This window comes from Citrobacter sp. Cpo089 (assembly GCF_030332695.1).
Lineage (GTDB): Bacteria > Pseudomonadota > Gammaproteobacteria > Enterobacterales > Enterobacteriaceae > Citrobacter > Citrobacter portucalensis.
Map to the genome: position 1 here is coordinate 1 of NZ_JAOWHJ010000050.1, position 25953 is coordinate 25953.

22 protein-coding genes, 2 rRNA genes and 1 pseudogene are annotated in these 25953 nt (G+C 51.0%); 12 read left to right on the forward strand and 13 right to left on the reverse strand.

Translation table 11 applies throughout. The features are described from left to right. Together OGX92_RS08850 and rrf are read left to right on the forward strand one after the other, a co-directional pair. Positions 1 to 1401 (forward strand): 23S ribosomal RNA (locus OGX92_RS08850); the annotation flags it as partial. 96 nt (positions 1402 to 1497) lie between these two features. Then, positions 1498 to 1613 (forward strand): 5S ribosomal RNA (gene rrf / locus OGX92_RS08855). Positions 1614 to 1781: 168 nt separating this feature from the next. Here rrf and mobB read toward each other — a convergent pair. Both mobB and mobA read right to left on the reverse strand, forming a co-directional pair. Next, entirely contained in the window at positions 1782 to 2300 is a 519-nt protein-coding gene (gene mobB, locus OGX92_RS08860; protein WP_103015350.1) for a molybdopterin-guanine dinucleotide biosynthesis protein MobB, read from the reverse strand. Next, positions 2282 to 2866 carry a molybdenum cofactor guanylyltransferase MobA gene (mobA, locus tag OGX92_RS08865; RefSeq protein ID WP_003825335.1) on the reverse strand — a complete coding sequence of 195 codons (585 nt, stop codon included), beginning with the start codon at positions 2864 to 2866 and terminating at the stop codon, positions 2282 to 2284. Before mobA ends, mobB begins: the two co-directional genes overlap by 19 nt. A 69-nt stretch (positions 2867 to 2935) precedes the next feature. Between mobA and OGX92_RS08870 the strand changes: the two genes are divergently transcribed. The 3 genes from OGX92_RS08870 to dsbA all read left to right on the forward strand — a co-directional run bounded on the left by OGX92_RS08870 (position 2936) and on the right by dsbA (position 4908). Further along, complete coding sequence (locus tag OGX92_RS08870) at positions 2936 to 3205, forward strand: YihD family protein (protein WP_003028616.1); 270 nt, start codon at positions 2936 to 2938, stop codon at positions 3203 to 3205. Between the two features lie 76 nt (positions 3206 to 3281). Beyond that, positions 3282 to 4268, forward strand: coding sequence for a serine/threonine protein kinase (locus OGX92_RS08875; protein WP_286586448.1), 987 nt, complete (start codon positions 3282 to 3284; stop codon positions 4266 to 4268). Positions 4269 to 4284: 16 nt separating this feature from the next. Continuing rightward, positions 4285 to 4908, forward strand: coding sequence for a thiol:disulfide interchange protein DsbA (gene dsbA / locus OGX92_RS08880; RefSeq protein WP_003028621.1), 624 nt, complete (start codon positions 4285 to 4287; stop codon positions 4906 to 4908). A 13-nt stretch (positions 4909 to 4921) separates the two neighbouring features. Here the strand turns inward: dsbA and yihG are convergent. Then, a pseudogene (yihG, locus tag OGX92_RS08885) lies at positions 4922 to 5789 on the reverse strand (1-acylglycerol-3-phosphate O-acyltransferase, YihG family). On the opposite strand from yihG, the gene OGX92_RS23570 reads away from it, so the two are divergent. The 3 genes from OGX92_RS23570 (at position 5671) to spfP (ending at position 9222) form a co-directional block, all read left to right on the forward strand. Further along, positions 5671 to 6006 carry a hypothetical protein gene (locus tag OGX92_RS23570; protein WP_230320052.1) on the forward strand — a complete coding sequence of 112 codons (336 nt, stop codon included), beginning with the start codon at positions 5671 to 5673 and terminating at the stop codon, positions 6004 to 6006. The pseudogene yihG and the gene OGX92_RS23570 overlap by 119 nt on opposite strands. A gap of 215 nt (positions 6007 to 6221) precedes the next feature. Further along, complete coding sequence (gene polA, locus OGX92_RS08890; protein ID WP_164563275.1) at positions 6222 to 9008, forward strand: DNA polymerase I; 2787 nt, start codon at positions 6222 to 6224, stop codon at positions 9006 to 9008. A 166-nt stretch (positions 9009 to 9174) separates the two neighbouring features. Next, complete coding sequence (gene spfP, locus OGX92_RS23575) at positions 9175 to 9222, forward strand: small protein SpfP (RefSeq protein ID WP_071892919.1); 48 nt, start codon at positions 9175 to 9177, stop codon at positions 9220 to 9222. Positions 9223 to 9341: 119 nt separating this feature from the next. Here spfP and yihA read toward each other — a convergent pair whose 3' ends face one another. Beyond that, entirely contained in the window at positions 9342 to 9974 is a 633-nt protein-coding gene (gene yihA, locus OGX92_RS08895) for a ribosome biogenesis GTP-binding protein YihA/YsxC (RefSeq protein WP_063941722.1), read from the reverse strand. A 284-nt stretch (positions 9975 to 10258) separates the two neighbouring features. Between yihA and OGX92_RS08900 the strand changes: the two genes are divergently transcribed. The 3 genes from OGX92_RS08900 to hemN all read left to right on the forward strand — a co-directional run bounded on the left by OGX92_RS08900 (position 10259) and on the right by hemN (position 12610). Further along, on the forward strand, positions 10259 to 10432 hold the full coding sequence (locus OGX92_RS08900) for a hypothetical protein (RefSeq protein ID WP_122973887.1): 174 nt from the start codon (positions 10259 to 10261) through the stop codon (positions 10430 to 10432). A gap of 106 nt (positions 10433 to 10538) precedes the next feature. Further along, on the forward strand, positions 10539 to 11048 hold the full coding sequence (yihI, locus tag OGX92_RS08905; RefSeq protein WP_286586464.1) for a Der GTPase-activating protein YihI: 510 nt from the start codon (positions 10539 to 10541) through the stop codon (positions 11046 to 11048). 188 nt (positions 11049 to 11236) lie between these two features. Then, positions 11237 to 12610 (forward strand): oxygen-independent coproporphyrinogen III oxidase, encoded by a 1374-nt coding sequence (gene hemN, locus OGX92_RS08910; protein WP_032950661.1) that lies wholly within the window; start codon positions 11237 to 11239, stop codon positions 12608 to 12610. Positions 12611 to 12697: 87 nt separating this feature from the next. On the opposite strand, the gene OGX92_RS08915 is transcribed toward hemN, so the two are convergent. The 4 genes from OGX92_RS08915 to glnA all read right to left on the reverse strand — a co-directional run bounded on the left by OGX92_RS08915 (position 12698) and on the right by glnA (position 17083). After that, positions 12698 to 12808, reverse strand: a complete 111-nt coding sequence (locus tag OGX92_RS08915) for a YshB family small membrane protein (protein ID WP_020996121.1) — start codon at positions 12806 to 12808, stop codon at positions 12698 to 12700. 113 nt (positions 12809 to 12921) lie between these two features. Then, on the reverse strand, positions 12922 to 14331 hold the full coding sequence (gene glnG / locus OGX92_RS08920) for a nitrogen regulation protein NR(I) (RefSeq protein ID WP_003825317.1): 1410 nt from the start codon (positions 14329 to 14331) through the stop codon (positions 12922 to 12924). Positions 14332 to 14341: 10 nt separating this feature from the next. After that, complete coding sequence (gene glnL, locus OGX92_RS08925; protein WP_008786986.1) at positions 14342 to 15391, reverse strand: nitrogen regulation protein NR(II); 1050 nt, start codon at positions 15389 to 15391, stop codon at positions 14342 to 14344. 282 nt (positions 15392 to 15673) lie between these two features. Then, positions 15674 to 17083 (reverse strand): glutamate--ammonia ligase, encoded by a 1410-nt coding sequence (gene glnA / locus OGX92_RS08930; protein ID WP_003825314.1) that lies wholly within the window; start codon positions 17081 to 17083, stop codon positions 15674 to 15676. Positions 17084 to 17462: 379 nt separating this feature from the next. On the opposite strand from glnA, the gene typA reads away from it, so the two are divergent. Next, entirely contained in the window at positions 17463 to 19286 is a 1824-nt protein-coding gene (gene typA, locus OGX92_RS08935) for a ribosome-dependent GTPase TypA (protein ID WP_003028641.1), read from the forward strand. 69 nt (positions 19287 to 19355) lie between these two features. On the opposite strand, the gene ompL is transcribed toward typA, so the two are convergent. The 5 genes from ompL to OGX92_RS08960 all read right to left on the reverse strand — a co-directional run bounded on the left by ompL (position 19356) and on the right by OGX92_RS08960 (position 25938). Then, positions 19356 to 20048, reverse strand: a complete 693-nt coding sequence (ompL, locus tag OGX92_RS08940) for a porin OmpL (protein WP_003825311.1) — start codon at positions 20046 to 20048, stop codon at positions 19356 to 19358. A 66-nt stretch (positions 20049 to 20114) separates the two neighbouring features. Further along, entirely contained in the window at positions 20115 to 21536 is a 1422-nt protein-coding gene (locus OGX92_RS08945; RefSeq protein WP_286586449.1) for an MFS transporter, read from the reverse strand. 46 nt (positions 21537 to 21582) lie between these two features. Next, positions 21583 to 22965, reverse strand: coding sequence for an MFS transporter (locus OGX92_RS08950; protein WP_267391485.1), 1383 nt, complete (start codon positions 22963 to 22965; stop codon positions 21583 to 21585). 45 nt (positions 22966 to 23010) lie between these two features. Further along, positions 23011 to 25047: an alpha-glucosidase gene (locus OGX92_RS08955; RefSeq protein WP_267391483.1), complete on the reverse strand. Its 2037-nt coding sequence runs from the start codon at positions 25045 to 25047 to the stop codon at positions 23011 to 23013. Between the two features lie 48 nt (positions 25048 to 25095). Beyond that, positions 25096 to 25938, reverse strand: coding sequence for an aldose-1-epimerase (locus tag OGX92_RS08960; RefSeq protein ID WP_267391481.1), 843 nt, complete (start codon positions 25936 to 25938; stop codon positions 25096 to 25098). Positions 25939 to 25953 lie beyond the last annotated feature (15 nt).

Sequence of the window (25953 nt, forward strand, 5' to 3'; positions counted from 1 at the left end):
TTAACGCTGAGGTGTGATGACGAGGCACTACGGTGCTGAAGTAACAAATGCCCTGCTTCCAGGAAAAGCCTCTAAGCATCAGGTAACACGAAATCGTACCCCAAACCGACACAGGTGGTCAGGTAGAGAATACCAAGGCGCTTGAGAGAACTCGGGTGAAGGAACTAGGCAAAATGGTGCCGTAACTTCGGGAGAAGGCACGCTGATATGTAGGTGAAGTGGTTTACCCATGGAGCTGAAATCAGTCGAAGATACCAGCTGGCTGCAACTGTTTATTAAAAACACAGCACTGTGCAAACACGAAAGTGGACGTATACGGTGTGACGCCTGCCCGGTGCCGGAAGGTTAATTGATGGGGTTATCCGTAAGGAGAAGCTCTTGATCGAAGCCCCGGTAAACGGCGGCCGTAACTATAACGGTCCTAAGGTAGCGAAATTCCTTGTCGGGTAAGTTCCGACCTGCACGAATGGCGTAATGATGGCCAGGCTGTCTCCACCCGAGACTCAGTGAAATTGAACTCGCTGTGAAGATGCAGTGTACCCGCGGCAAGACGGAAAGACCCCGTGAACCTTTACTATAGCTTGACACTGAACACTGGTCCTTGATGTGTAGGATAGGTGGGAGGCTTTGAAGTGTGGACGCCAGTCTGCATGGAGCCATCCTTGAAATACCACCCTTTAATGGCTGGTGTTCTAACGTAGACCCGTAATCCGGGTTGCGGACAGTGTCTGGTGGGTAGTTTGACTGGGGCGGTCTCCTCCTAAAGAGTAACGGAGGAGCACGAAGGTTAGCTAATCCTGGTCGGACATCAGGAGGTTAGTGCAAAGGCATAAGCTAGCTTGACTGCGAGAGTGACGGCTCGAGCAGGTGCGAAAGCAGGTCTTAGTGATCCGGTGGTTCTGAATGGAAGGGCCATCGCTCAACGGATAAAAGGTACTCCGGGGATAACAGGCTGATACCGCCCAAGAGTTCATATCGACGGCGGTGTTTGGCACCTCGATGTCGGCTCATCACATCCTGGGGCTGAAGTAGGTCCCAAGGGTATGGCTGTTCGCCATTTAAAGTGGTACGCGAGCTGGGTTTAGAACGTCGTGAGACAGTTCGGTCCCTATCTGCCGTGGGCGCTGGAGAATTGAGGGGGGCTGCTCCTAGTACGAGAGGACCGGAGTGGACGCATCACTGGTGTTCGGGTTGTCATGCCAATGGCATTGCCCGGTAGCTAAATGCGGAAGAGATAAGTGCTGAAAGCATCTAAGCACGAAACTTGCCCCGAGATGAGTTCTCCCTGACTCCTTGAGAGTCCTGAAGGAACGTTAAAGACGATGACGTTGATAGGTCGGGTGTGTAAGTGTAGCGATACATTGAGCTAACCGATACTAATGAACCGTGAGGCTTAACCTTACAACGCCGAAGATGTTTTGGCGAAAGACAGAGACAATATTCAGCCTGATTACAGATTAGATTGACATGCAAAAGCGTGTTGATAAACAGAATTTGCCTGGCGGCTGTAGCGCGGTGGTCCCACCTGACCCCATGCCGAACTCAGAAGTGAAACGCCGTAGCGCCGATGGTAGTGTGGGGTCTCCCCATGCGAGAGTAGGGAACTGCCAGGCATTAATTAAAGTGAAGAAGCCCATCCTGCCGGATGGGCTTTTTTGCGTCTGCGCGGGATGAAAACCGCCGGATGCGGCGTGCCGCCTTATCCGGCCTGCAGGGGCCGGGCTGAACGTATTTTGTAGGCCTGATAAGCGCAGCGCATCAGGCTCATCACAACACCACGGTTACCATCTTATCCATTGCGTAACAAAATCAGCAAGTTGCTGTATATCGTTGATATCTAACAATGGAACATCCACCGCCAGCGGAACATCACTGGCAACCGCGATAACATATTCGTCTATCGCCAATTCTTCAGGACTATGCCCGCAACCGTCGCGAAAAAGCACGATCTTAGCGACAGGTTCATGCTTAAACCCTTCAACCAGCACTAGATCCAACGTCGCTGCATCCATCCGGCTTACCAGATATGCTAAATCCAGTTCGGGCTCTTCCGGTGTTTCTACCATTAATGCCCAACGTTGCTGGCTGGCGACCAGCGTTTGTGCTGCACCGGCTTTGCGCAGTTCATAGCTATCTTTACCGGGCTTGTCGACATCCATATTGTGATGGGTATGCTTAATCAATCCGGGACGTATACCTCTGGCACGTAGTTCCGGGATCAACTTTTTGAGCAGCGTGGTTTTTCCCGTGCCGCTCCATGCCGCAATGGCGAGTAATGGGATCATGATTTTTCCTGCCATTTTGCGAGCTCTTCGGGGGTGTTCACGTTTACGAACGCATCTTTATGATCGCTGAAATCGACAGCATGACCGCCAGCCAGACGCATAAAGACCATGACACGTCGTTCACCGGACTGAAGGTAATCCTGCAGCAAAGGCTGCATAGAGCGGTGCATCAGCGCAATGGTTGGGTGATCTCTTTCCCCATCATGCACCCAGACAACGGGTGCATCTTTACGTTGCTCTTTTAGACGAGCGACCAGATCGTGAGGAATATAGGGCATATCGCACGGGCAAAACAGAAACCACTCCCCCGTTTGCTGCAGGAATACCGATAGCATCCCGGCCAGTGGGCCAGGGAAATCGGCCAAGGAATCGGGAATAACTTTCAGGCCGCTTTGCTGGTATATATCCCGGTGGCGATTGGCATTAACCACCACGGTTTCGACCTGCAAAGCGAGAATGTCGGCCACATGCCGCCAAAGAGGTTTACCGTCCAGTTCAAGCAGACCTTTATCGGTTCCACCCATCCGTCTGGCCTTACCGCCAGCCAGCACAACCCCTGTTATTGCACTATCCAGAATCACTGATATCGCCTCTTTTAATGTGGGATTGACCCTGCTAACGTATCTGTATTGAGCCTAAGGAGCACAACCATGAAATGTAAACGTCTGAATGAAGTTATTGAACTCCTCCAGCCAGCCTGGCAGAAGGAACCCGATCTTAACCTGATGCAATTTTTGCAGAAACTGGCGCAAGAGTCAGGTTTTGACGGCGAACTGGCGGATTTAACTGATGACATTCTGATCTATCACCTGAAAATGCGAGACTCAGCGAAGGATGCTGTCATTCCAGGTATTCAGAAAGATTATGAAGAAGATTTTAAAACTGCACTACTCCGCGCTCGTGGTGTAATTAAAGAGTAAAAGCTTGTAATCGCCGCCACCGAAAGCGCTGCGAAATGATATCCTGAATCATTCGTAGTATTTTCCGGATGATGGGATGAACGACAACGCTTTTAATTTCCAGACGCTACACCCGGATACCATCATGGATGCACTGTTTGAGCAGGGGATCCGGGTGGATTCCGGGCTTACCCCGCTTAACAGCTATGAAAACCGTGTCTATCAATTCCAGGACGAAGACCGTCGACGCTTTGTCGTTAAGTTTTATCGCCCTGAACGTTGGTCTGTCGATCAGATCCAGGAAGAGCACCAGTTTGCTCTGGAACTGGTAAGCGATGAAGTTCCGGTAGCTGCGCCGTTGGTACTGAACGGCCAAACGCTGTTAAGCCATCAGGGTTTCCATTATGCGATCTTCCCCAGCGTCGGTGGACGCCAGTTTGAAGCCGACAACATCGATCAGATGGAGGCGGTGGGGCGCTATCTCGGGCGTATGCACCAGACCGGATGCAAGCGTACTTTTGCCTTCCGCCCAACGATTGGCCTTGAAGAGTACCTGGCTGAGCCGCGTAAAGTTTTTGAACACGCACAGCTTATCCCATCAGGGCAAAAAGCGGCTTTCCTGAAGGCAACGGATGCGCTTATCGCGATTGTTACCGAACGCTGGCATACGCGTTTTACCACGTTACGCCTGCACGGTGATTGTCATGCCGGTAATATTCTGTGGCGCGATGGCCCGATGTTTGTCGATTTAGATGATGCCCGCAATGGTCCGGTTATTCAGGATTTATGGATGCTCCTCAATGGTGATAAAGCTGAACAACGCATGCAGCTAGAAACCATTATCGAGGCTTATGAAGAGTTTAGTGAGTTCGACATCTCTGAAATCGGACTGATAGAGCCTTTACGCGCTATGCGTTTAGTTTATTATCTTGCCTGGCTGATTCGACGTTGGGCTGACCCTGCGTTCCCAAAAAACTTCCCGTGGTTAACCGGGGAAGATTACTGGCATCGTCAGACCGCAACCTTTATTGAGCAGGCAAAAATTCTGCAAGAGCCCCCCTTACAATTAACGCCAATGTATTAATCGGAGAAACTTGAACATGAAAAAAATATGGCTGGCGCTGGCTGGTATGGTCTTAGCTTTTAGCGCATCTGCAGCGCAGTTCCAGGATGGTAAACAATATATCACCCTGGAGAAGCCTGTTGCGGGTGAACCGCAAGTGTTGGAGTTCTTCTCCTTCTACTGCCCGCACTGCTATCAGTTTGAAGAAGTGCTTCATGTATCTGATAACGTGAAGAAAAAACTGCCAGAAGGCACCAAGATGACCAAATACCACGTCGAGTTTCTCGGGCCTTTGGGCAAAGACCTGACGCAGGCATGGGCGGTTGCAATGGCGCTGGGCGTTGAAGATCAGGTCACTGTTCCTCTGTTTGAAGGGGTTCAGAAAACCCAGACCGTTCAGTCTGTTGCTGATATCCGTAAAGTGTTTGTCGATGCGGGTATTAAAGGCGAAGACTATGATGCGGCATGGAACAGCTTCGTAGTGAAATCTCTCGTGGCACAGCAGGAAAAAGCAGCGGCTGATTTACAGCTGCAGGGCGTTCCGGCGATGTTCGTGAATGGTAAATATCAGGTAAATCCGCAAGGCATGGATACCAGCAGCATGGATATCTTTGTACAACAGTATGCGGATACCGTGAAATACCTGGTCGGTCAGAAGTAAAAGCAAAAGCCGGTCACTGACCGGCTTTTTTATTTTGAGGCTTTAATCGCGTCGAGCTGCGCGTCTTTCTCACTCCACAGCGTATTCAACCACAGCTGAAAGCGGCGCTTGAATGCCTTATCGTTCACGTAATCACCGTGTAACTCTTCATGGATTGGCTCCAGATTCACCCGCACGACAATCCGCGTTAGCTTACCGCTCAGCATATCGTAGAACGGTCGGCTACTGTTTTCCGGATAGCACAACGTGACGTTCAACATTTTATCGAACTGTGACCCCAGTACGTTCAATGCCATTGCAATACCTGCCGCTTTAGGAGGGAGCAGGTTTTGATAAGGAGAGCGGGTTTGCTCACGTTTATCTTTGGTAAAGCGTGAACCTTCGACAAAATTCACAATGGTTGTCGGGTGTACGCGAAACTTCTCGCAGGAACGACGCGTTGTTTCGACATCTTTACCACGGCGTTCCGGATGGCGAAGCAGATAGCCACGTGAATAGCGTTTCATAAACGGCATATCCAGCGCCCAGCAGGCCAGGCCAATAAAGGGCACCCAGGCCAACTGCTGCTTGAGGAAATATTTATTCATCGGGATGTGCTTACGGAACAGAACGCAAAGCACAACGATATCGGCCCAGCTGTAATGATTACAAATGAGCAGATACCAGTTTTTCTTGCTAAGACCTTCCAGCCCTTCAACATCCCACTTCAGCCGCGGATTAAGGTGCAGCAGTAGCGCCAGACCTTCACACCAGCAGTACATCATGAAATTACAGAAGACGGAAACCTTGCGCCAGACGACAGGAATGGGCAAAAGGAGTTTCACAACCCCGGCAAGGATGATCGGCACAGAACAAAAAATCGTGACCAATATGGTCAACACGATACTCAGCAACAGCGTTATCGCAGCGAGTATTCTCGTCATAATTAAATTATTCAAAAGGTTAGCCATAGACAGTGCGCGAAAGAGGCGCAAGGGGCTGATTTTATCAGAAAACGAACCAAATGATGGATCTTCCCTGAATAGAAAAAAAGAGAATATCTATCCACATCAGGATATAAGCTGTAAAAATGGAATAAAATGCCGTGAGTTTATTTAACCAATTGAAATTATTGTATAAATATAATGGAGCATTAATTGCCTTGCTATATTTAAAGAGCTGAAAATTATTTATTCACAAAGTTATCCACAGCTGTCTTTGCGAGCAAAGCAGAAGATCTGCAAAAGTTTTTCGACAAATGCGGCGAAAAACTCATGTTTTCATCCTGTCTGTGGCATCCTTTACCCATAATCTGATAAACAGGCACGGACATTATGGTTCAGATCCCAGAAAACCCACTTATCCTTGTAGATGGCTCATCTTACCTGTATCGCGCATACCACGCGTTCCCACCGCTGACTAACAGCGCAGGAGAACCTACGGGCGCGATGTACGGTGTCCTCAACATGCTGCGTAGCTTGATTCTGCAATATCAACCAACCCATGCAGCGGTGGTATTCGACGCCAAGGGTAAAACCTTCCGTGATGAATTATTCGAACATTATAAGTCTCACCGCCCACCGATGCCGGACGATCTGCGTGCGCAGATTGAACCTCTGCATGCGATGGTAAAGGCGATGGGGCTGCCACTGTTGGCTGTTTCTGGCGTGGAGGCGGACGATGTTATCGGTACGCTGGCGCGGGAAGCAGAGAAGATCGGTCGCCCGGTGCTGATTAGCACCGGTGATAAAGATATGGCTCAGTTAGTGACGCCGAATATCACCCTTATCAACACCATGACCAATACGATCCTCGGCCCGGATGAAGTTGTGAATAAGTACGGCGTCCCGCCGGAACTGATCATCGATTTCCTGGCGCTGATGGGGGATTCCTCAGATAACATTCCTGGCGTTCCAGGCGTAGGCGAAAAAACCGCTCAGGCACTGCTGCAGGGGCTGGGTGGGCTGGATACCCTCTATGCCGAATCAGACAAAATAGCGGGGCTGACCTTCCGTGGTGCGAAAACCATGGCGGGCAAACTTGAGCAGAACAAAGAGGTGGCGTACCTCTCTTATCAATTGGCTACCATCAAAACGGATGTTGAGCTGGAATTGACCTGTGAGCAGCTTGAAGTGCGTCAGCCCGCTGCAGAAGAACTGCTTGGCCTGTTTAAACAGTATGAATTTAAACGTTGGGTTACCGACGTTGAAGCGGGTAAATGGCTACAGGCTAAAGGGACGAAGCCGGCGGCAAAACCGCAAGAAACTATTGTCGTCGATGAAACGCCTGAGGAGCCGGCCACGGTTCTTTCGTACGATAACTATGTGACGATTCTGGACGAAGCGACGCTGGAAGCGTGGATCGCTAAGCTGAAAAAAGCACCTGTCTTTGCCTTCGATACTGAAACTGACAGCCTGGACAACATTTCCGCGAATCTGGTTGGCCTGTCTTTTGCCATTGAACCGGGTGTGGCGGCGTATGTTCCTGTTGCCCACGATTACCTGGATGCCCCTGACCAGATCGCGCGCGACCGCGCGCTGGAGCTGCTAAAGCCGCTGCTGGAAGATGAGAACGCGCACAAAGTCGGGCAAAACCTGAAGTACGATCGCGGCATCCTGGCGAACTATGGCATCGAGCTGCGCGGCATCACTTTTGACACCATGCTCGAATCCTACATTCTTAACAGCGTCGCTGGACGACACGATATGGACAGCCTGTCGGACCGCTGGCTGAAACATAAGACCATCACCTTTGAAGAGATTGCTGGAAAAGGCAAAAACCAGCTGACCTTTAACCAGATAGCACTGGAAGAGGCTGGTCGTTACGCTGCGGAAGACGCCGACGTTACGTTACAGCTGCATCTGAAGATGTGGCCAGAATTGCAACAGCATAAAGGGCCGTTGAACGTCTTTGAAAATATCGATATGCCGCTGGTGCCGGTTTTGTCTCGCGTTGAGCGCAACGGTGTGAAAATCGATCCGGCTGTTCTGCACAAGCATTCAGAAGAGCTGACGCTGCGTTTGAATGAGCTGGAGCAAAAAGCGCACGAGATCGCCGGAGAAGCGTTTAACCTCTCTTCCACTAAGCAACTGCAAACTATCCTGTTTGAAAAGCAGGGTATTAAGCCGTTGAAGAAAACCCCAGGCGGCGCGCCATCAACGTCGGAAGAGGTACTGGAAGAGCTCGCGCTGGATTACCCATTGCCGAAAGTGATCCTGGAATATCGTGGTTTAGCAAAACTGAAGTCGACCTATACGGATAAGCTTCCGTTGATGATTAACAAGAAAACCGGACGCGTGCACACCTCCTACCATCAGGCGGTTACCGCCACCGGGCGCTTGTCTTCAACGGATCCAAACCTGCAAAACATCCCGGTACGGAATGACGAAGGTCGTCGTATTCGTCAGGCGTTCATTGCGCCAGAAGACTACGTGATTGTCTCTGCGGACTACTCACAGATTGAACTGCGTATCATGGCGCACCTTTCACGTGATAAAGGTCTGCTTACCGCGTTTGCCGAAGGGAAAGACATTCACCGCGCAACGGCGGCTGAAGTCTTTGGTTTACCGCTTGATTCCGTGACCAGCGAACAACGCCGCAGCGCGAAAGCCATCAACTTCGGTTTGATCTACGGGATGAGCGCCTTTGGTTTGGCGCGCCAGTTGAATATTCCGCGCAAAGAAGCACAGAAGTACATGGATCTCTACTTTGAACGCTACCCAGGTGTGTTGGAATACATGGAACGTACCCGCGCGCAGGCGAAAGAGCAAGGCTATGTAGAAACGCTGGAAGGTCGCCGTCTCTATTTACCGGATATTAAATCCAGTAATGGTGCTCGTCGCGCTGGTGCTGAACGTGCGGCCATTAACGCCCCGATGCAGGGAACTGCCGCAGATATTATCAAGCGAGCCATGATTGCTGTGGATGGATGGCTGCAAACCGAGCAACCGCGCGTGCGCATGATCATGCAGGTACACGATGAACTGGTGTTTGAAGTGCACAAAGATGATCTGGAAAGCGTCTCTAAAAAGATCCACCAACTGATGGAAAACGAGACCCAGATTGACGTGCCGTTGCTGGTGGAAGTCGGGAGTGGTGAAAACTGGGATCAGGCGCACTAAGGGTTTACTTAATAACGCCCCTTTTTCGTAACTAAGCAACATAAGAGAGAGCTTTTTGTGATGTCCATTAGAATTCCCTATGTAAGGAATGAAAAAAAATTACAAAAAGTGCTTTCTGAGCTGCTCAAAAAAGAGTAAAGTTATTCTCGTAGGGTACAGAGGTAAGATGTTCTATCTTTCAGACCTTTTACTTCACGTAATCGGATTTGGCTGAATATTTTAGCCGCCCCAGTCAGTAATGACTGGGGCGTTTTTTATTGTGCGAAAGAAAAGTTTTGCACATGCTGTAGGCCGGATAAGACGCGCAGCGGCGCCATCCGGCATATCGGTGGGTTATTCCCCGTCCTGCTCCTCTTCAACCGGTGCCAGTTCACTAAACCAGCTATCCAGTTTTTGCCGCAGTTTGTCCACACCCAGTTTTTTCAGCGATGAAAATGCTTCTACCTGCACGTCACCGTTAAATGCCAGTACGGCTTCACGTACCATATTCAGCTGCGCTTTGCGTGCACCGCTGGCCAGCTTATCTGCTTTAGTCAGCAGTACCAGAACCTGAACGTTGCTCTCAACCGCCCACAGGATCATCTGTTGATCGAGATCTTTTAACGGGTGACGAATATCCATCAGCACTACCAGACCTTGCAGGCTCTGACGCTTTTCCAGATATTCAGCCAGCGCGCGCTGCCATTTACGCTTCATCTCTTCCGGAACTTCGGCATAACCGTATCCTGGCAAATCGACTAGGCGTTTGCCGTCAACGACTTCAAACAGGTTGATGAGCTGAGTACGACCCGGCGTTTTAGATGTACGCGCCAGACCTTTTTGATTCGTCAGGGTATTTAGCGCACTGGATTTGCCTGCGTTGGAACGGCCAGCAAAAGCCACTTCGATACCGGTATCGGAAGGTAAGTGGCGAATATCAGGCGCACTCATCACAAAGTGCGTCTGTTGATAATTCAAGTTAGTCAAAGCAGTCCTCTCCATCAATCAGGGCTTTGCAGCGATTATACCTGAACCCCAGCAAAAGGCTGGTTTTTCGACGAGTGGGCTGTGTAAGTAAAAACCCCGCGCTTTGTGAGACATTGCCGACAGTTTCTATACGAGATGACAGAGTAAAAAATGACAGAACTAAAATAAATCATATGGTTACATTTGGGCGCTATTCTTAAAATCAGAAATTGTTACCCAGGTTACTTGTACGTTTAAACCAAAACGGTAAAGTAGCGTCCATAGCGAGGAAGCTGAAAGGATAGATGACTCAGGATGAGGGTCAGGAGCGCCAGGAGGCGAAGACACAGGATTGTCAGGAAGACAAACGTCCGGAGACGTTAGTAAAAGGAAATGGAAACAACACGGAATGTTACAGGCTAAGGGAAAAACAGGGTGTGTTGATAGCCAACAGGGATTGTAGAGCCCGTAAGGGTTGAGAGTCAGGAAAAAAGGCGACAGATTACTCTGTCGCCTTTTTTCTTTATTTCTGCTAGATTCCGGCGCAATTATATACTGAATAAAAACAGCCAAAGACGAATCATGATGAAACCAACTTCTACACCACGCGGTAAAGGTCCTGCAAAAGCGCGTCGTAAAACACACGAAGAAATTAACCAGGAAGCTCGCGACCGTAAGCGCCAGAAAAAACACCGTGGTCATGCGGCAGGTAGCCGTGCGTCCGGTAGCGAAGGCGCATCTGGTGGCGGAAACCAAAATAAGCAAAAAGATCCTCGTATTGGCAGCAAAACCCCCATTCCATTGGGCGTGACCGAAAAAGTCACCAAACAGCACAAACCGAAGAGTGAGAAACCTATGCTTTCACCACAGGCTGAGTTGGATTTACTGGAAACGGATGAGCGCCTGGATGCGCTGCTGGAGCGTCTTGAAGCAGGAGAAACCCTGAGCGCGGAAGAACAGTCCTGGGTTGATGCCAAGCTGGATCGCATCGATGAGCTGATGCAAAAGCTGGGTCTTTCTTACGATGACGAGGAAGAAGAGGAAGAAGAAGAAAAGCAGGAAGACATGATGCGCCTGCTGAAAGGCGGCAACTAACGGTTTTACACCGTGGGTCTTCCCGTCCTGCTTATAACCCTTCCGGTTATATGTTATCTGGTGTGGTTATTCGTTAAACTACAGCGGTTGTCGCGGCGACAGAAGTTGCTGCGCAACCGACTTATCACCCGTACTGGGGTTAAGTCGGTACGCCGTACCCGCCAGAGACGCCATCGGAAGGAGTGAGCATGTCAGAGCAGTTAATAGACTGGGACCTGGCCCTGATCCAGAAATATAACTATTCCGGGCCACGATATACCTCGTACCCGACCGCGCTGGAGTTTTCTGAAGACTACGGCACTGAGGCATTTCTAAAGGCCGTGGCGCGTTATCCTGAGCGTCCTCTCTCGCTGTACGTTCACATCCCGTTCTGCCACAAGCTGTGCTACTTCTGCGGCTGTAACAAGGTCGTGACTCGTCAGCAGCATAAAGCCGATCAATACCTCGATGTCTTAGAACAAGAAATTATTCATCGCGCACCGCTGTTTGCCGGACGTCATGTCAGTCAACTGCACTGGGGCGGCGGCACGCCAACGTATCTGAATAAAGCGCAAATCAGCCGTTTGATGTCGCTGCTACGTGGCAACTTTAACTTTAACGACGACGCCGAAATTTCGATCGAAGTGGATCCGCGTGAAATTGAGCTGGATGTGCTCGATCATTTACGCGCTGAAGGTTTTAACCGCCTGAGCATGGGGGTGCAGGACTTCAATAAAGAAGTTCAGCGCTTGGTGAACCGTGAGCAGGATGAGGAGTTTATCTTTGCGCTGCTGAATCATGCGCGTGAGATTGGCTTTACCTCAACGAACATCGATCTGATTTATGGTTTGCCAAAACAGACGCCGGAAAGTTTCGCCTTCACCCTGAAACGCGTTGCTGAGCTGAATCCAGACCGACTGAGCGTCTTTAACTACGCGCACCTGCCGACGCTGTTTGCCGCTCAGCGCAAAATTAAAGATGCCGACCTGCCCAGCGCGCAGCAGAAGCTGGATATCCTGCAGGAAACCATCTCTTCACTGACCGAAACTGGCTATCAGTTCATTGGTATGGATCACTTTGCCCGCCCGGATGATGAGCTGGCGATTGCTCAACGCAAGGGTGTGCTGCATCGTAATTTCCAGGGTTATACCACCCAGGGTGATACCGATCTGCTGGGAATGGGCGTGTCAGCCATCAGTATGATTGGTGACAACTACGCGCAGAACCAGAAAGAGCTGAAGCGCTATTATCAGCAGGTAGACGAGCAGGGGGACGCGCTGTGGCGCGGAATTGCCCTGACCCGCGATGACTGCATTCGTCGTGATGTTATTAAGCTCCTGATCTGCAACTTCCGCCTCGACTATGCCGCTGTGGAACAGCAATGGGATCTGAACTTCGCTGACTATTTTGCCGAAGACCTGAAACTGCTGGCACCGCTGGCGAAGGATGGGCTGGTGGATGTCGATGAGAAGGGGATTCAGGTCACGCCGAAGGGCCGTCTGCTGATCCGTAATATTTGCATGTGCTTCGATGCGTATCTGCGCCAGAAAGCGCGGATGCAGCAATTCTCTCGGGTGATTTAACGCTTTTCCGGGTGGCGCTTCGCTTATCGTGCCTACGAAAATCTCAATACGTAGGTCGGGTAAGCGAAGCGCCACCCGGCGAACCCGCTAGCTGAAAAGCCCAACAAGCGCTGCGCACAATACTGCGGCGACAGCAGTTTGTGGCGTATGGCTTTCGACTGCACCGCTCGACAGCAGATTAATGATTGATTCCAGCATGATGACTTCCCCCCCGTTTTCCGGGCACGATCATACTTAACTCATCGGAACAGTAAAGCGCAAAATAGCAGCTATTTGCGCTCAATTATTGATCTTTACACAGTGACGATATGTCACTCCATTCCGAGTTCTTTTAGCTTACGCGTCAAGGTATTACGACCCCAACCGAGCAAGCGTGCCGCTTCCTGTTTATGCCCCTGAGTATGACGGAGCGCGGTAGTCAACAGCGTGCGCTCCATCTCCGGTTGGGCCTCGGAAAGCAAGTTTTGATGGCCGGAGCGTAATGCCCGATCTGCCCACTGTGCCAATAGCGTTGCCCAACTATCCGGCTGCATATGGGACGGTGCGTCTGGCACGGAGGTTTCAAACAGCTCGGTTGGTAAGTCCTGAATCAGTACTTCCTGCCCGGCGGCCATTACGGTTAACCAGCGGCAGGTGTTCTCAAGCTGACGCACGTTACCTGGCCAGGCCAGACGGGTGAGTGCAGCCTCAGTTTCCGGGTGTAATTGTTTGGCTTCCACCCCCAGTTCGCGGGCGGCCTCCTGCAGGAAATGACGCGCCAGGCGGGGGATATCCTCCCGACGTTCACGCAGCGGTGGCAGATGTACCCGAATGACGTTCAGCCGATGGAATAAGTCCTCACGGAATTTGCCTTCCTGCACGCGCAGTTCAAGATTCTGGTGCGTGGCGGCGATAATGCGTACATCTACCTTTACGGGCGCGTAACCGCCAACGCGGTAAAACTGTCCATCGGCTAATACGCGCAATAAACGCGTTTGCACGTCCAGCGGCATATCGCCAATTTCATCGAGGAACAGCGTACCGCCGTCTGCCTGTTCAAAGCGCCCCTGACGAATGGTATTCGCCCCGGTAAACGCGCCTTTCTCATGACCAAACAGCTCAGATTCGATCAAATCTTTCGGAATAGCCGCCATGTTCAGCGCGATAAACGGCGCTTTGACGCGCGGGCTATGACGGTGCAACGCATGGGCGACCAGTTCTTTACCGGTCCCTGACTCTCCGTTTATCAATACGCTGATTGACGATCGGGACAGGCGGCCAATAATGCGAAAGACATCCTGCATTGCCGGCGCTTCGCCGATGATGTCGGTTGTGGGGCCGTTAATCTGAACATTGCGCGGCTGCTGCTGTTCCTGATAATGGCTGATGGCGCGCTCGACCAGCGCCACGGCTTCATCAATATCAAAAGGTTTAGGCAGATAATCAAACGCCCCTTGCTGATAGGCGCTGACGGCGGCATCCAGATCGGAGTGCGCGGTCATTATGATGACCGGAAGCATCGGATGCCGCTGTTTAATCTGTTTTAACAGCGTCAGGCCGTCCATACCCGGCATGCGGATATCCGACAACAGCACGTCCGGCGTTTTGCTGGCCAGCGCGTCCAGTACCTCTTTACCACTTTCAAATGTGGTACAGCTTAGCCCTGCCCCTGCGAGCGCACGTTCAAGCACCCAACGGATGGAACTATCGTCATCAACGACCCAGACTATTCCTCGTTGCATAAACGTCACCTTATTTCCTGATAGGCAGGTAAACCGAGAACTCGGTATGACCCGGCCAACTGGTAAATTCAATTTTGCCGGAATGTTGATCAATCAAATTACGGGCGATAGATAATCCAAGGCCGGTACCACCTTCGCGACCGCTGACCATTGGGTAGAACAGCGTGTCCTGCAAATGCGAGGGAATACCCGGACCGTTATCCTCAACATCAATTCGTGCCGCCAGACGATAACGCATGCCGTGTAGCGTGAGCTGAAACGCGGTGCGGGTACGCAGAATGATCTCGCCGCCTTCCGGTCCCAGCGCCTGCAAAGCATTGCGCACGATGTTCAGCAAAACCTGCTCAATCTGGTCCGGGTCGTGCAGTAACTCAGGCAGACTTGGGTCGTAATCCCGGATTAGCGTGACGTTTTCCGGCAGCTCCATCGAGACCAGCGCCACCACGCGTTCCGCCACTTTGTGAATACTTTCCGTGATGTGCATTCCCGGCTGTTGTGGCCCCAGCAGACGGTCGACCAGATTACGCAGGCGGTCCGCCTGTTCAATAATGACTTTGGTATATTCGGTCAGCGCCGGGTCCGGAAGTGCTTTGCTGAGAAGTTGCGCCGCGCCGCGTAATCCACCCAGCGGGTTTTTAATTTCATGTGCCAGACCACGCACCAGATCGCGGGCAGCAATCTGCTGGGCGTGCTGGAGCTGTTCCTGACTCAGACGGCGCTGGTTATCCATAGGGGCCATCTCCAGCAAGATAAGGCCATCAGGCAGCCTCTGAGCGGTCACAGAGAGGATATGTGAGTGGCTGTCTATCACCAGCGTCACTTCGTTATCCGTAAAGCCCTGGCCTGCTTCCAGGCTCTCTCGCATCAGTCCGATGTTTAAGGAGAAATAACTCAACAGATCGGGAAGCGGTGTACCAAATAGTTTGCGGGAGCTTTGGGCGAGCAGCTGTTGCGCCGCCGGGTTGGCGTAATGTACAGCCAGCTCATCGTCGACCAGTAAGATGCTGTTGATTAAAGAATTGAGGATCTGCCCAGCATCGGGCAGCGTGCCGGTTGCCATTCAGCAGTCTCCTGAAAAGTGTTGCACCAATTTAGTGCATTATAGCGTTTTACATCAAAAAAGCGCGAAAAAGCAGGTTGTTAGTGGAGAAAAAAGCCCATCCTGGGATGGGCTACAGATGACTGGCAAACATAGATGCCGGATGGCGGCTTTGCCTTATCCGGCCTACAAGGTAATGTTACCCTCCAGGCCTGATAAGTTTGCTCCATCAGGCGTCCTATCATTCGCCATCGATCTCAAGCCTGCCTGAGCAGGCTAAAAGTTCCACGGCAACTCAAACGATTAAACGCTGTAGTACAGCTCAAACTCTACCGGGTGCGGAGTCATACGCACGCGGTCATCTTCTTCGCGACGCAGCGCAATGTACGCATCGATCGCTTCATTAGTGAACACGCCGCCTGCGGTCAGGAACTCGCGGTCCAGATCCAGTTCTTTCAGTGCTTCTTCCAGAGAACCAGCAACCTGTGGGATCTCTTTCGCTTCTTCCGGCGGCAGGTCGTACAGGTTTTTGTCCATTGCTTCGCCCGGGTGGATCTTGTTCTTAATACCGTCAAGACCAGCCATCAGCAGCGCTGCGAAGCACAGGTACGGGTTAGCAGCCGGGTCCGGGAAACGCACTTCGATACGACGCGCTTTCGGAGAAGCAACTACCGGGATACGGATAGACGCAGAACGGTTACGGGCAGAGTAAGCCAGCATGACCGGCGCTTCGTAACCCGGGACCAGACGCTTGTAGGAGTTGGTGGTCGGGTTAGCCAGGGCGTTGATCGCTTTAGCGTGTTTGATTACGCCACCGATGTAGTACAGCGCCTGCTCAGACAGACCTGCATATTTGTCACCGGAGAACAGGTTTACGCCGTTCTTGGACAGGGACATGTGGCAGTGCATGCCGGAACCGTTATCGCCAAACATTGGTTTTGGCATAAAGGTTGCGGTTTTACCGAAACGGTGAGCGACGTTGTGAACGACATATTTGTAGATCTGAATTTCGTCCGCTTTTTTGGTCATGGTGTTAAAGCGGGTCGCGATTTCGTTCTGACCAGCAGTCGCCACTTCGTGGTGATGCGCTTCAACAACCAGGCCCATCTCTTCCATGATCAGACACATGGTAGAACGGATATCCTGAGAAGAATCTACCGGAGGAACCGGGAAGTAACCGCCTTTCACGCCAGGACGATGACCTTTGTTACCACCTTCGTATTTGGTGGAGGAGTTCCATGCGCCTTCGATGTCATCGATAGCCACGTGGGAACCGGAAATAGATGCGCCGAAACGGATGTCGTCAAACAGGAAGAACTCTGGCTCTGGCCCGAACAGAACGGTGTCTGCGATGCCGGTAGAACGCAGATACTCTTCAGCACGTTTAGCAATGGAGCGCGGGTCACGGTCATAGCCCTGCAGCGTACCTGGTTCCAGGATATCGCAACGGATGATCAGGGTAGACTCTTCAAAGAACGGGTCGATGAGAGCAGTAGACGCATCTGGCATCAGAACCATGTCTGATTCGTTAATGCCTTTCCAGCCACCGATTGAGGAGCCGTCAAACATTTTGCCTTCTTCAAAGAATTCGGCATTTACCTGATGAGCAGGAATAGTGACGTGCTGTTCTTTGCCTTTGGTATCAGTGAAGCGTAAATCAACAAACTTCACTTCGTGCTCGTTCAGCATCGTCAAAACGTGTTCAGCGGACATACTTACTCTCCCGGATTGGTCATTGTCGTCGTGGTAACGAAGTCTTCAATTCTGCAAAAATTGGCCGTGTCGCCATAAAAAATATAAAGCGAAATCTGTGCCAACTTTTAAATTGCCCCTAAAAGGCGTTATCATGCGCACCATCGTGCAAAGGGGCTGCACCATGAAGGTTGTATTGCACCATTATAGTGCTTTAATGTGAACATTAAGCACCATATTGGTGCAAAGCATGTCAGATTACCCCTTTTAACGCTCCGTGAATGTGATCACAAAGAAACTCTGCAATACTTGTTTGCGGAGGATGTTTGTGATCCTGTTTTGTACTGCGATTAATCCGTGTACAATAACGCGCTATTTCTAAAATGCCTGAGGCAAAGTTGTGATCGAAAATTTGCGTAACATCGCCATCATCGCGCACGTAGACCATGGTAAAACGACCCTGGTAGACAAGCTGCTCCAACAATCCGGTACGTTCGATGCACGTGCTGAAACCCAAGAGCGCGTGATGGACTCCAACGATTTGGAGAAAGAGCGTGGGATTACTATCCTCGCTAAAAACACCGCTATCAAATGGAATGACTACCGTATCAACATCGTTGATACCCCGGGGCACGCCGACTTCGGTGGTGAAGTTGAACGTGTAATGTCCATGGTCGACTCTGTGCTGCTGGTGGTGGATGCAATGGACGGTCCGATGCCGCAGACGCGCTTCGTGACCAAAAAAGCCTTTGCCCATGGCCTGAAGCCAATTGTTGTTATCAACAAAGTTGACCGTCCTGGTGCGCGTCCTGACTGGGTTGTTGATCAGGTATTTGACCTGTTCGTTAACCTCGACGCTACCGACGAGCAGCTGGACTTCCCGATCGTTTACGCTTCTGCGCTGAACGGTATCGCGGGTCTGGATCACGAAGACATGGCTGAAGACATGACTCCGCTGTATCAGACTATCGTTGATCGTGTACCGGCTCCGAATGTAGATCTTGATGGCCCGCTGCAGATGCAAATCTCTCAGCTGGACTACAACAACTACGTTGGCGTAATCGGTATCGGCCGCATCAAACGCGGTAAAGTTAAACCGAACCAGCAGATCACTATCATTGATAGCGAAGGCAAAACCCGTAACGGTAAAGTCGGTAAAGTTCTGACCCATCTGGGTCTGGAACGTATCGAGAGTGATATTGCCGAAGCAGGCGATATCATCGCGATCACCGGTCTGGGCGAACTGAACATCTCCGACACCATCTGCGACCCGCAGAATGTTGAAGCGCTGCCAGCTCTGTCCGTTGATGAACCGACCGTTACCATGTTCTTCTGCGTAAACACCTCTCCGTTCTGCGGTAAAGAAGGTAAATATGTTACCTCTCGTCAGATCCTTGACCGCCTGAACAAAGAGCTGGTGCACAACGTTGCGCTGCGCGTTGAAGAAACCGAAGATGCGGATGCGTTCCGTGTATCCGGTCGTGGTGAGCTTCACCTGTCTGTTCTGATCGAAAACATGCGTCGTGAAGGTTTCGAAATGGCGGTTTCCCGTCCGAAAGTAATCTTCCGCGAAATCGACGGCCGTAAACAAGAGCCGTTCGAAAACGTAACGCTGGACGTTGAAGAGCAGCATCAGGGTTCTGTGATGCAGGCTCTGGGTGAGCGTAAAGGCGACCTGAAAAACATGAATCCAGATGGCAAAGGCCGCGTACGTCTTGACTACGTGATCCCAAGCCGTGGTCTGATCGGCTTCCGTTCAGAATTCATGACCATGACTTCCGGTACCGGTCTGCTGTACTCCACCTTCAGCCACTACGACGACGTTCGTGCGGGTGATGTGGGTCAGCGTCAGAACGGCGTACTGATCTCCAACGGCCAGGGTAAAGCAGTTGCGTTCGCACTGTTCAGCCTGCAGGACCGCGGTAAGCTGTTCCTGGGTCACGGTGCTGAAGTTTACGAAGGCCAGATCATCGGTATTCACAGCCGCTCTAACGACCTGACTGTAAACTGCCTGACCGGTAAGAAACTGACCAACATGCGTGCGTCTGGTACTGACGAAGCAACGGTTCTGGTTCCGCCGGTTAAGATGACTCTGGAGCAGGCTCTGGAATTCATCGATGACGACGAACTGGTAGAAGTTACCCCAACCTCTATCCGTATCCGTAAGCGTCACCTGACTGAAAACGATCGTCGCCGTGCAATGCGTGGCGCGAAAGAAGAGTAATTAACACTCTTTTTCAGGTAAGCACAAAAAAGCCGCTGATTATCAGCGGCTTTTTTTATCCCGGAAGAATTAGAAGAAATACTTAGCCCCGACACGAATTTGATTTTGTTCGCGGTGATAAGGTTCTACATTGCGGTCTAACCAGCGTAGTTCCAGGTAGGGTAACCAGTGTTCATTGATACGATACTTGAAGGTATTCGTAATCTCCCAGTGATGATCTTTTCCGTTACTGCTATTGAAGTCATTCACTCGAATAAAATAGTGCGGCTCAAAGGTATAGGAAAATTTATCGGTGATAGTAAAATTCCAGTAGTTGCCTATTTCATAGGTATCATTATTGTCCTGGTCACCGTTTAGATCGGTTGAGCTGTAGTTATTATGGTTATATCGGTTACGCACGGTAAGATTAAACCATGGGGTAAATTTATAGTTAACATCCAGATAAGCCGCACCACCGGAACCCGCACTCTTATCATTTATCAACCCACCTGGCTGGATAGTTAATTTATCTGTCGGTTTAAATAACGGATACCAGCCCTCTATTTCATTATAGCCGTGTTTTAACTCATCCTTGCGTTGCATGGTGTAGGTGTTGGTGAGCATGATACCCGCGCCCATATCGGAGTTATAGCCAACGCGCATCATCACTTCTATCTGATCTGACGCCAGATTATATGCCTCGCGGTTCTCGACATAGGCACCCGCAAAAACAGAGGTAGAAGCAACCGAAGATAAGAGAATTATTGTTGTTAACTTTTTCATAATAAATCCATTTTTTAAGCGTAGGGAGGCCGCCATCCATTAAGATGGAATAGGCGGCTATTATTTTTATACGTTTACAGCAGAGGTATTATTTTTAGTGGTAACAGGATCCGATAGAACATTGTTTTTCTTCCGTTGGCTGATTTCCTCAATAATAAAAGCAAAGCGAGTTTCGTTGAGCTTATAAAATAAACCCATTGTGAATGCAGCGATAATGGCCAGCCCACAAGGCCAGAGGAAAATAAGCTGACGCAGGCCGAGCAAAGTTGCATTACTTTGGGTTATGTTGGGGATATAACCGATTTGCGTCAGCATGATGCCCGGCAGGAAACCAGCGAGCGCAGCGGAAATTTTGCGCGAAAAGGTATAACCCGTATACACCGAACCTTCCGCGCGGATCCCTGTTTTCCATTCGCCATAATCGACCGTATCCGGAACCAGCGCCCAGTTCAGGCTGTTAACAAAAGCGGTTCCGAAGAAGGCCATACAGGAGAATGTCACGAACAAAAATGATGTGCTGCCCCAGAAAAAGTTCAGTACATCGCCGATAGCCCATAATGCCAGACCGCCGAGGTAAACCTGCTTTTTACCGAAGCGTTTCACCGCAGCGGGAACCAGCAGCACCCCAACCAGAATGCATCCCATGCTGAAGAACCCCATCCACGACAGCAGATGAATATCATTGAGCACGTACTGGGTGTAGTACACCTGGATTGCCAGCTTGATGTTGAATGCCGCTAGCGTGCATAAGTTGGCGACACACAGCACCAGCAGGGGAGGGTTACGGAAAATGGCACAGAACGATTTGAGAATGCTGGGCTTATGGTGATCCGGCACGATTTCAATGTAGCGTTCCTTCACTCCGCTGAAACACCACCACATGCTGAACAGCCCGCAGACTGAAAAGATCAGTGCGGCGATCAGATAACCCAGCGAGGATGAACTGACAAATAGCGCTTGAATCGGCATAAAGCCAACGGTGCACAGTAACAGACCAACGGTAGCGCCGCCCTGACGCCAGGCGGCGAGCTGAGCGCGTTCATGCGGGTTTTTAGTGATCGCAGGCACCATCGCGCCGTAGGAGCAGTTCATCAGGCTATAGAACAGACCGAATAGCATAAACAATACCGTCGCCAGCCCAGTTTTTACCGTTAGCGTAAAATCTGTCGCCAAAAACTGCGCGCTGGCAACAACTGCGACAGGAAATGACGCATACAAAATAAAAGGTCTGAATTTACCTTTTGCGCCAATATTACGCCTTGAGTCCAGCAATACACCGGTCAACATATCAGTGAAGGCGGTGAAGAACTTCGCCACCAGAAAGATAATCCCACCGTAATACGCCGGCATCCCTAGTTCATCGGTATAAAATTTAAGCAGATACAGTGTGCCGATACACAGCATCAAATTTGAGCCGAAGTCACCCACTCCGTAGGCGAATTTTTCACGCAGGCTCAGTTTTAGTGTTAGCGGATCATGAAAAGACATAATCGCTCCTCAATAGCGCCCCGTAGAGCGCTATTAATTATTATTATCAAACGGGTTGTTTACGCGCTTCTATCTCTTCAACGATGCGGACATACATCTTCTCGTTAAGGTTGTAGAAACAGCCCATAGCCACAATGGTGATCACCGCTAAAGCGCAGGGATAAATAAAGATCAACTGACGCAAACCTTCGACCGTACTTGCTGATTGCACCACGTTGGGAATGTAGCCGATTTGCGTCAGCATCCAGCCGGGGAAGAATCCCGCCAGCGCTTGTGAAACTTTACGAAAGAAGGTGAAACCGGTGTATACCGTGCCTTCAGAGCGTACGCCGGTTCGCCATTCGCCATATTCCACCGTATCGGAGACCAGCGCCCAGTTCAGGCTGTTAACGAATGCTGAGCCGAAGAACGCCAAGCAGGAGAAGGCGACAAAGCTGACGGAACCGCCACCAAAGAAGTAGTTAAGCAAATCCCCCGCGACCCAAATTAGCAAACCGCCAATGTAGACTTTTTTCTTGCCGAAACGTCTAACCATTCCTGGCATCAAGAAGACGCCGATGAAGATACAGCCCATGCTGAAAAAGCCCATCCAGGAAAGGAGAATTGGGTCATTCAGTACGTACTGGGTGTAATAGACCTGAATTGCCAACTTAACGTTAAATGCGCCAAGCGTACAAAGGTTGGCAACGCACAGAATAAACAGAGGGCGGTTACCGGCGATGGCGCGGAAGGATTGCAATAATCCCGGTTTTTGCGCGGCATCCACGGGTTTCACTTCCACGTAGCGTTCTTTTACCCCGGCATAGCACAGCCACATAAACAGCAGGCCAAACAGCGAGAACAACGTGGCGGCGAAGATATAACCCAGCTGTGAATTGCCTTCGATCAAGTTCATTACCGGTACAAAGCCGACTGTACATAGCAACAAACCTAAGGTTGCGCCCCCTTGTCGCCAGGCTGCCAGTGAAGCGCGCTCGTCCGGATTTTTCGTAATCGCGGGAACCATTGCACCATAGGAGCAGTTCATCATGCTGAAGAACAGTCCGTACAGCATAAACAGCACCGTTGCCATCACCGTTTTACCGGTTACTTCAAACGGTGTACCGACAAAGTTGGCAATCGCCAGCAACGTAACTGGAAATGCGGCGTAAAGAACGAACGGACGGAATTTCCCTTTCGGGCCGATTTTGCGGCGGGAATCGAGCATAATCCCGGTGCCCATATCGGTAAACGCGGTAAAAAATTTGGCGATAAGGAAAATGATGCCGCCATAAGTTCCTGGTAAACCAAGGACATCGGTATAAAACTTGAGTAAATAGAGGGTACCAATGTCCAACAGGATATTGGAGCCTAAATCACCCATCCCATAGGCGAGTTTTTCTTTGAACGGCAAGCGTAGGGTTGCCGGATTAGAGGAAGTCTGACTCATTATTATTCTCCATGTGCCCGCGAGTTTCCCCGCGGGCGAGCCGTGTTAGATATTGCGTAAGGTGGCAAACAGTGACGCCCATTCACTCTTCGCGCGATAAAACACCGGAGGCTTGCCGATAGGCGCATCTACGGTAATTTCACCGCCCTGGTAAGTTTCCCCAGTCCAGACGTTTACCCAGCTATCCTCTGGCAGATACAGCGTCCAGTTTTGCTGGCCCTGTTCGTGAACCGGCGCGACCAGCAAATCTTGTCCCAGCAGATACTGATATTTCAGGGTATAGGTCCGAGCATCGTCTTCGTAATGCAGGAACAGCGGGCGCATCACCGGCAGACCGATAGCGCTGTTTTGCGCGACAGCCTGTTTTAGATACGGTTTCAGGGTGGTAAAGACGGTGGTCATACGGGCAAAGTGGGCGATGGTTTCAGCATCACCATCAAACTGCCAGTTATCGCCAGGGCGGTTACCTTCGTGGGTGCGCATCATCGGCGTGAAGGCGCTGAAGTCACACCAGCGCAGCAGCAGTTCTTTGCTGCGTTTCATGTCAAACAGGGTGGTGTAGCCGCCGATATCGCTGTGGTGCAGACCGTGACCGGTCATCGCCAGCGACAGCGCCGCAGGAACGACGGAAGCCAGACCGTCGTCGAGGCTCCAGTCAACGTTCTGATCGCCTGCCCACATCATGGTGGAGTACTTCTGGCTGCCGGTGTAGCCCGCACGCATAAAGAACAGGATCTCGCCGAGTTTGCCGGTCTCCTGTAACGCTTCGTAGTTGCATTTCGCCCACAGTGCGGGCCAGGCGTTATGCATAATTTCAGCGCTGACGCCGTTGTGCAGATACGTATCGGTTGGCAGATATTCGCCAAAGTCGGCCATCCAACCGCCGCAGCCCAGCTCAATCATGTTCTTTTTGATGACTTCTTTGAACCAGTTGTAGGCTTCGGGGTTGGTCAGATCGACCACACCGCCGTAAAACTCGCCGAACTCAACCAAATAGTCAGCGCCTGAGGCATCTTTCGCCAGATAACCGCGAGCGGCAGCTTCGGCACAGAGATCTTTATCGCTGGCGACGTATGGGTTGATGTAGGAGAGAAACTGCACGCCTTCTTCTTTCCACTGCTTAATACGGTTATCCAACTGCGGATAGTTGTCGCTGTTCCACTTCCAGTTCCACATCACGCGCTTGCCAAAGGAGGTCATGCGGATCCCGGACCAATCCTGCGCCCAGATGCCGTTTACTTTCACGCCTGCGTTACGCATGGTGTCCAGTTTGTTCTGGCAAATCTCAGTACCGCCCTGAATACCGAGCGTGACGCCGTCGTAAATCCAGTCCGGCAGCTCCGGCTGGCGACCTAACAGCGCGGTCAGTTTTTCCAGCAGGGAAATATACGTGTCGGCGCACTCAAAGCGCAGGGTGGTTTTGTCTTCCCACAGCGCCAGCTCGTGATACTCCGGTGCGCTGAAGTCGAAATTCATATAGCAACTGTTATCAACGTGGCAGTAGTACTTCTGTGTGCTGACGAAGGTCGGCTGCGGGAAGAAGGTCCAGTAGTAGTCTCCGCCGGCATTTTCTTTGCAGTCAGCCTGCCAGGTGACATAGCTGTTTTTGTTACGGCCCACGCCCTGTTCGCTGGTCCACAGTGGGAAGGGTTTTCCGCGCAAATCGAAGTAAGAGAATTGTTCACCGCAGCCGTAAATATGATCGTCCGGGTTGGCTGCCAGACGCAGCCAGATGCGGTTATGGCTGAGATCATCGTTGTGCAGGTCCAGCTTCAGGCGGCTCTGTTCATCGGTAGAGATGTGCAGCGTGGCGTTGATGGTATTACCGCGGCTGAAATGTACCAGCCAGCCATCAGGTGACTCGCTAACCGTGGCGTCGGTCAGAGCAATCTTCTCATTGAGCTTGTCTTTGATGCTGAAGTTGCCGCGAAACATGTCAATGTCGGCAACGCCAGCGCCGATCCATAGACAAGGGGTTTCTGTGCTGTGACGTAAAATCAGGCGCTGGTGGTACGTTAAAGCAAATCCATCAGGTAGTGATGTGAGTTCTAAGGCGGTTGACCGTTGTTGTAGCGAATTCATTATCGTCTCCGTAAAAATAGGGTAATTCGGTAATTTGTCGGAAATCTGTTATTCACTGCCGATTAAAAAATGCATTTGATGTGTTTCTCCGGGCGCGAGATGAATCAGGCTAATTCCGGAGTTAAAGGCGTCTGGCGGGCAGGTCATCGGTTCAACCGCAAGGCCACGCCGTGCTAATTTTTCGCCGGTGTACACCTGTAGCCAGGGCTGGTGGCTGCGTAAAAAAGTGGACATGTTTTGCGATGGACTGGTTATCCTGACTTCCCACTCAGCGTCAGGTGGCATGGTCCTGAACGTATGATCGATAGTGGTCTGCGCAATGCGTCGCTGCGTTGTGAAATCCCGTTCATCGCATGTTTCTTCACTCGCTGGGAGTGTTAATTCACAGTCATCGATAGGGTGCTGATTGCAGGTCAGGTAGGGGTGTGCTCCCGCGCCATAGGGTGCAATTTCGTCACCCACATTCTGTGTCCGAATAATGACGTGCAATCCGCTGTCTGCCTCCAGTCGGTAAATCACCTCTGAAACCAGCGCAAAGGGATAGCCATAAGAGGGCGGAAGAAAAATCGTCAACGACACTTCCGTGTTCGACAGTTGATTAATCTGCCAGTCCCGCCAGGCCAGCAATCCATGGATGGCGGTATGTGAAACAGGGTCGTTAACGGCAAGTTGGAAGGTCTTGCCGTTATGTTTATAGCAGCCATTTGCAACGCGGTTTGGCCAGGGAACCAGCACTTTTCCTAAATGTGCCAGCGGCATCTCTTCCGGCTTATGTGGAATCACAATGTGACGCCCACGGTGCGTCAATTCTGCTAGTCCAGCACCAACCGTGACGATTTTCGCCTGGAAGTTTCCGGCTTGAAGATGAATGGTTTTTCCACCGTTATGCATGGCTGCTCACCTTGT

Coding starts and splice junctions, on each gene's coding strand:
- OGX92_RS08945 (WP_286586449.1), bottom strand. CDS start 21,536: ATGTCTTTTCATGATCCGCTAACACTAAAACTGAGCCTGCGTGAAAAA.
- OGX92_RS08950 (WP_267391485.1), bottom strand. CDS start 22,965: ATGAGTCAGACTTCCTCTAATCCGGCAACCCTACGCTTGCCGTTCAAA.
- dsbA (WP_003028621.1), top strand. CDS start 4,285: ATGAAAAAAATATGGCTGGCGCTGGCTGGTATGGTCTTAGCTTTTAGC.
- OGX92_RS08900 (WP_122973887.1), top strand. CDS start 10,259: ATGACTCAGGATGAGGGTCAGGAGCGCCAGGAGGCGAAGACACAGGAT.
- glnA (WP_003825314.1), bottom strand. CDS start 17,083: ATGTCCGCTGAACACGTTTTGACGATGCTGAACGAGCACGAAGTGAAG.
- glnL (WP_008786986.1), bottom strand. CDS start 15,391: ATGGCAACCGGCACGCTGCCCGATGCTGGGCAGATCCTCAATTCTTTA.
- OGX92_RS08960 (WP_267391481.1), bottom strand. CDS start 25,938: ATGCATAACGGTGGAAAAACCATTCATCTTCAAGCCGGAAACTTCCAG.
- OGX92_RS08870 (WP_003028616.1), top strand. CDS start 2,936: ATGAAATGTAAACGTCTGAATGAAGTTATTGAACTCCTCCAGCCAGCC.
- OGX92_RS23570 (WP_230320052.1), top strand. CDS start 5,671: ATGAAATTACAGAAGACGGAAACCTTGCGCCAGACGACAGGAATGGGC.
- polA (WP_164563275.1), top strand. CDS start 6,222: ATGGTTCAGATCCCAGAAAACCCACTTATCCTTGTAGATGGCTCATCT.
- yihI (WP_286586464.1), top strand. CDS start 10,539: ATGAAACCAACTTCTACACCACGCGGTAAAGGTCCTGCAAAAGCGCGT.
- OGX92_RS08875 (WP_286586448.1), top strand. CDS start 3,282: ATGAACGACAACGCTTTTAATTTCCAGACGCTACACCCGGATACCATC.
- glnG (WP_003825317.1), bottom strand. CDS start 14,331: ATGCAACGAGGAATAGTCTGGGTCGTTGATGACGATAGTTCCATCCGT.
- OGX92_RS08915 (WP_020996121.1), bottom strand. CDS start 12,808: ATGCTGGAATCAATCATTAATCTGCTGTCGAGCGGTGCAGTCGAAAGC.
- OGX92_RS08955 (WP_267391483.1), bottom strand. CDS start 25,047: ATGAATTCGCTACAACAACGGTCAACCGCCTTAGAACTCACATCACTA.
- hemN (WP_032950661.1), top strand. CDS start 11,237: ATGTCAGAGCAGTTAATAGACTGGGACCTGGCCCTGATCCAGAAATAT.
- mobB (WP_103015350.1), bottom strand. CDS start 2,300: ATGGCAGGAAAAATCATGATCCCATTACTCGCCATTGCGGCATGGAGC.
- ompL (WP_003825311.1), bottom strand. CDS start 20,048: ATGAAAAAGTTAACAACAATAATTCTCTTATCTTCGGTTGCTTCTACC.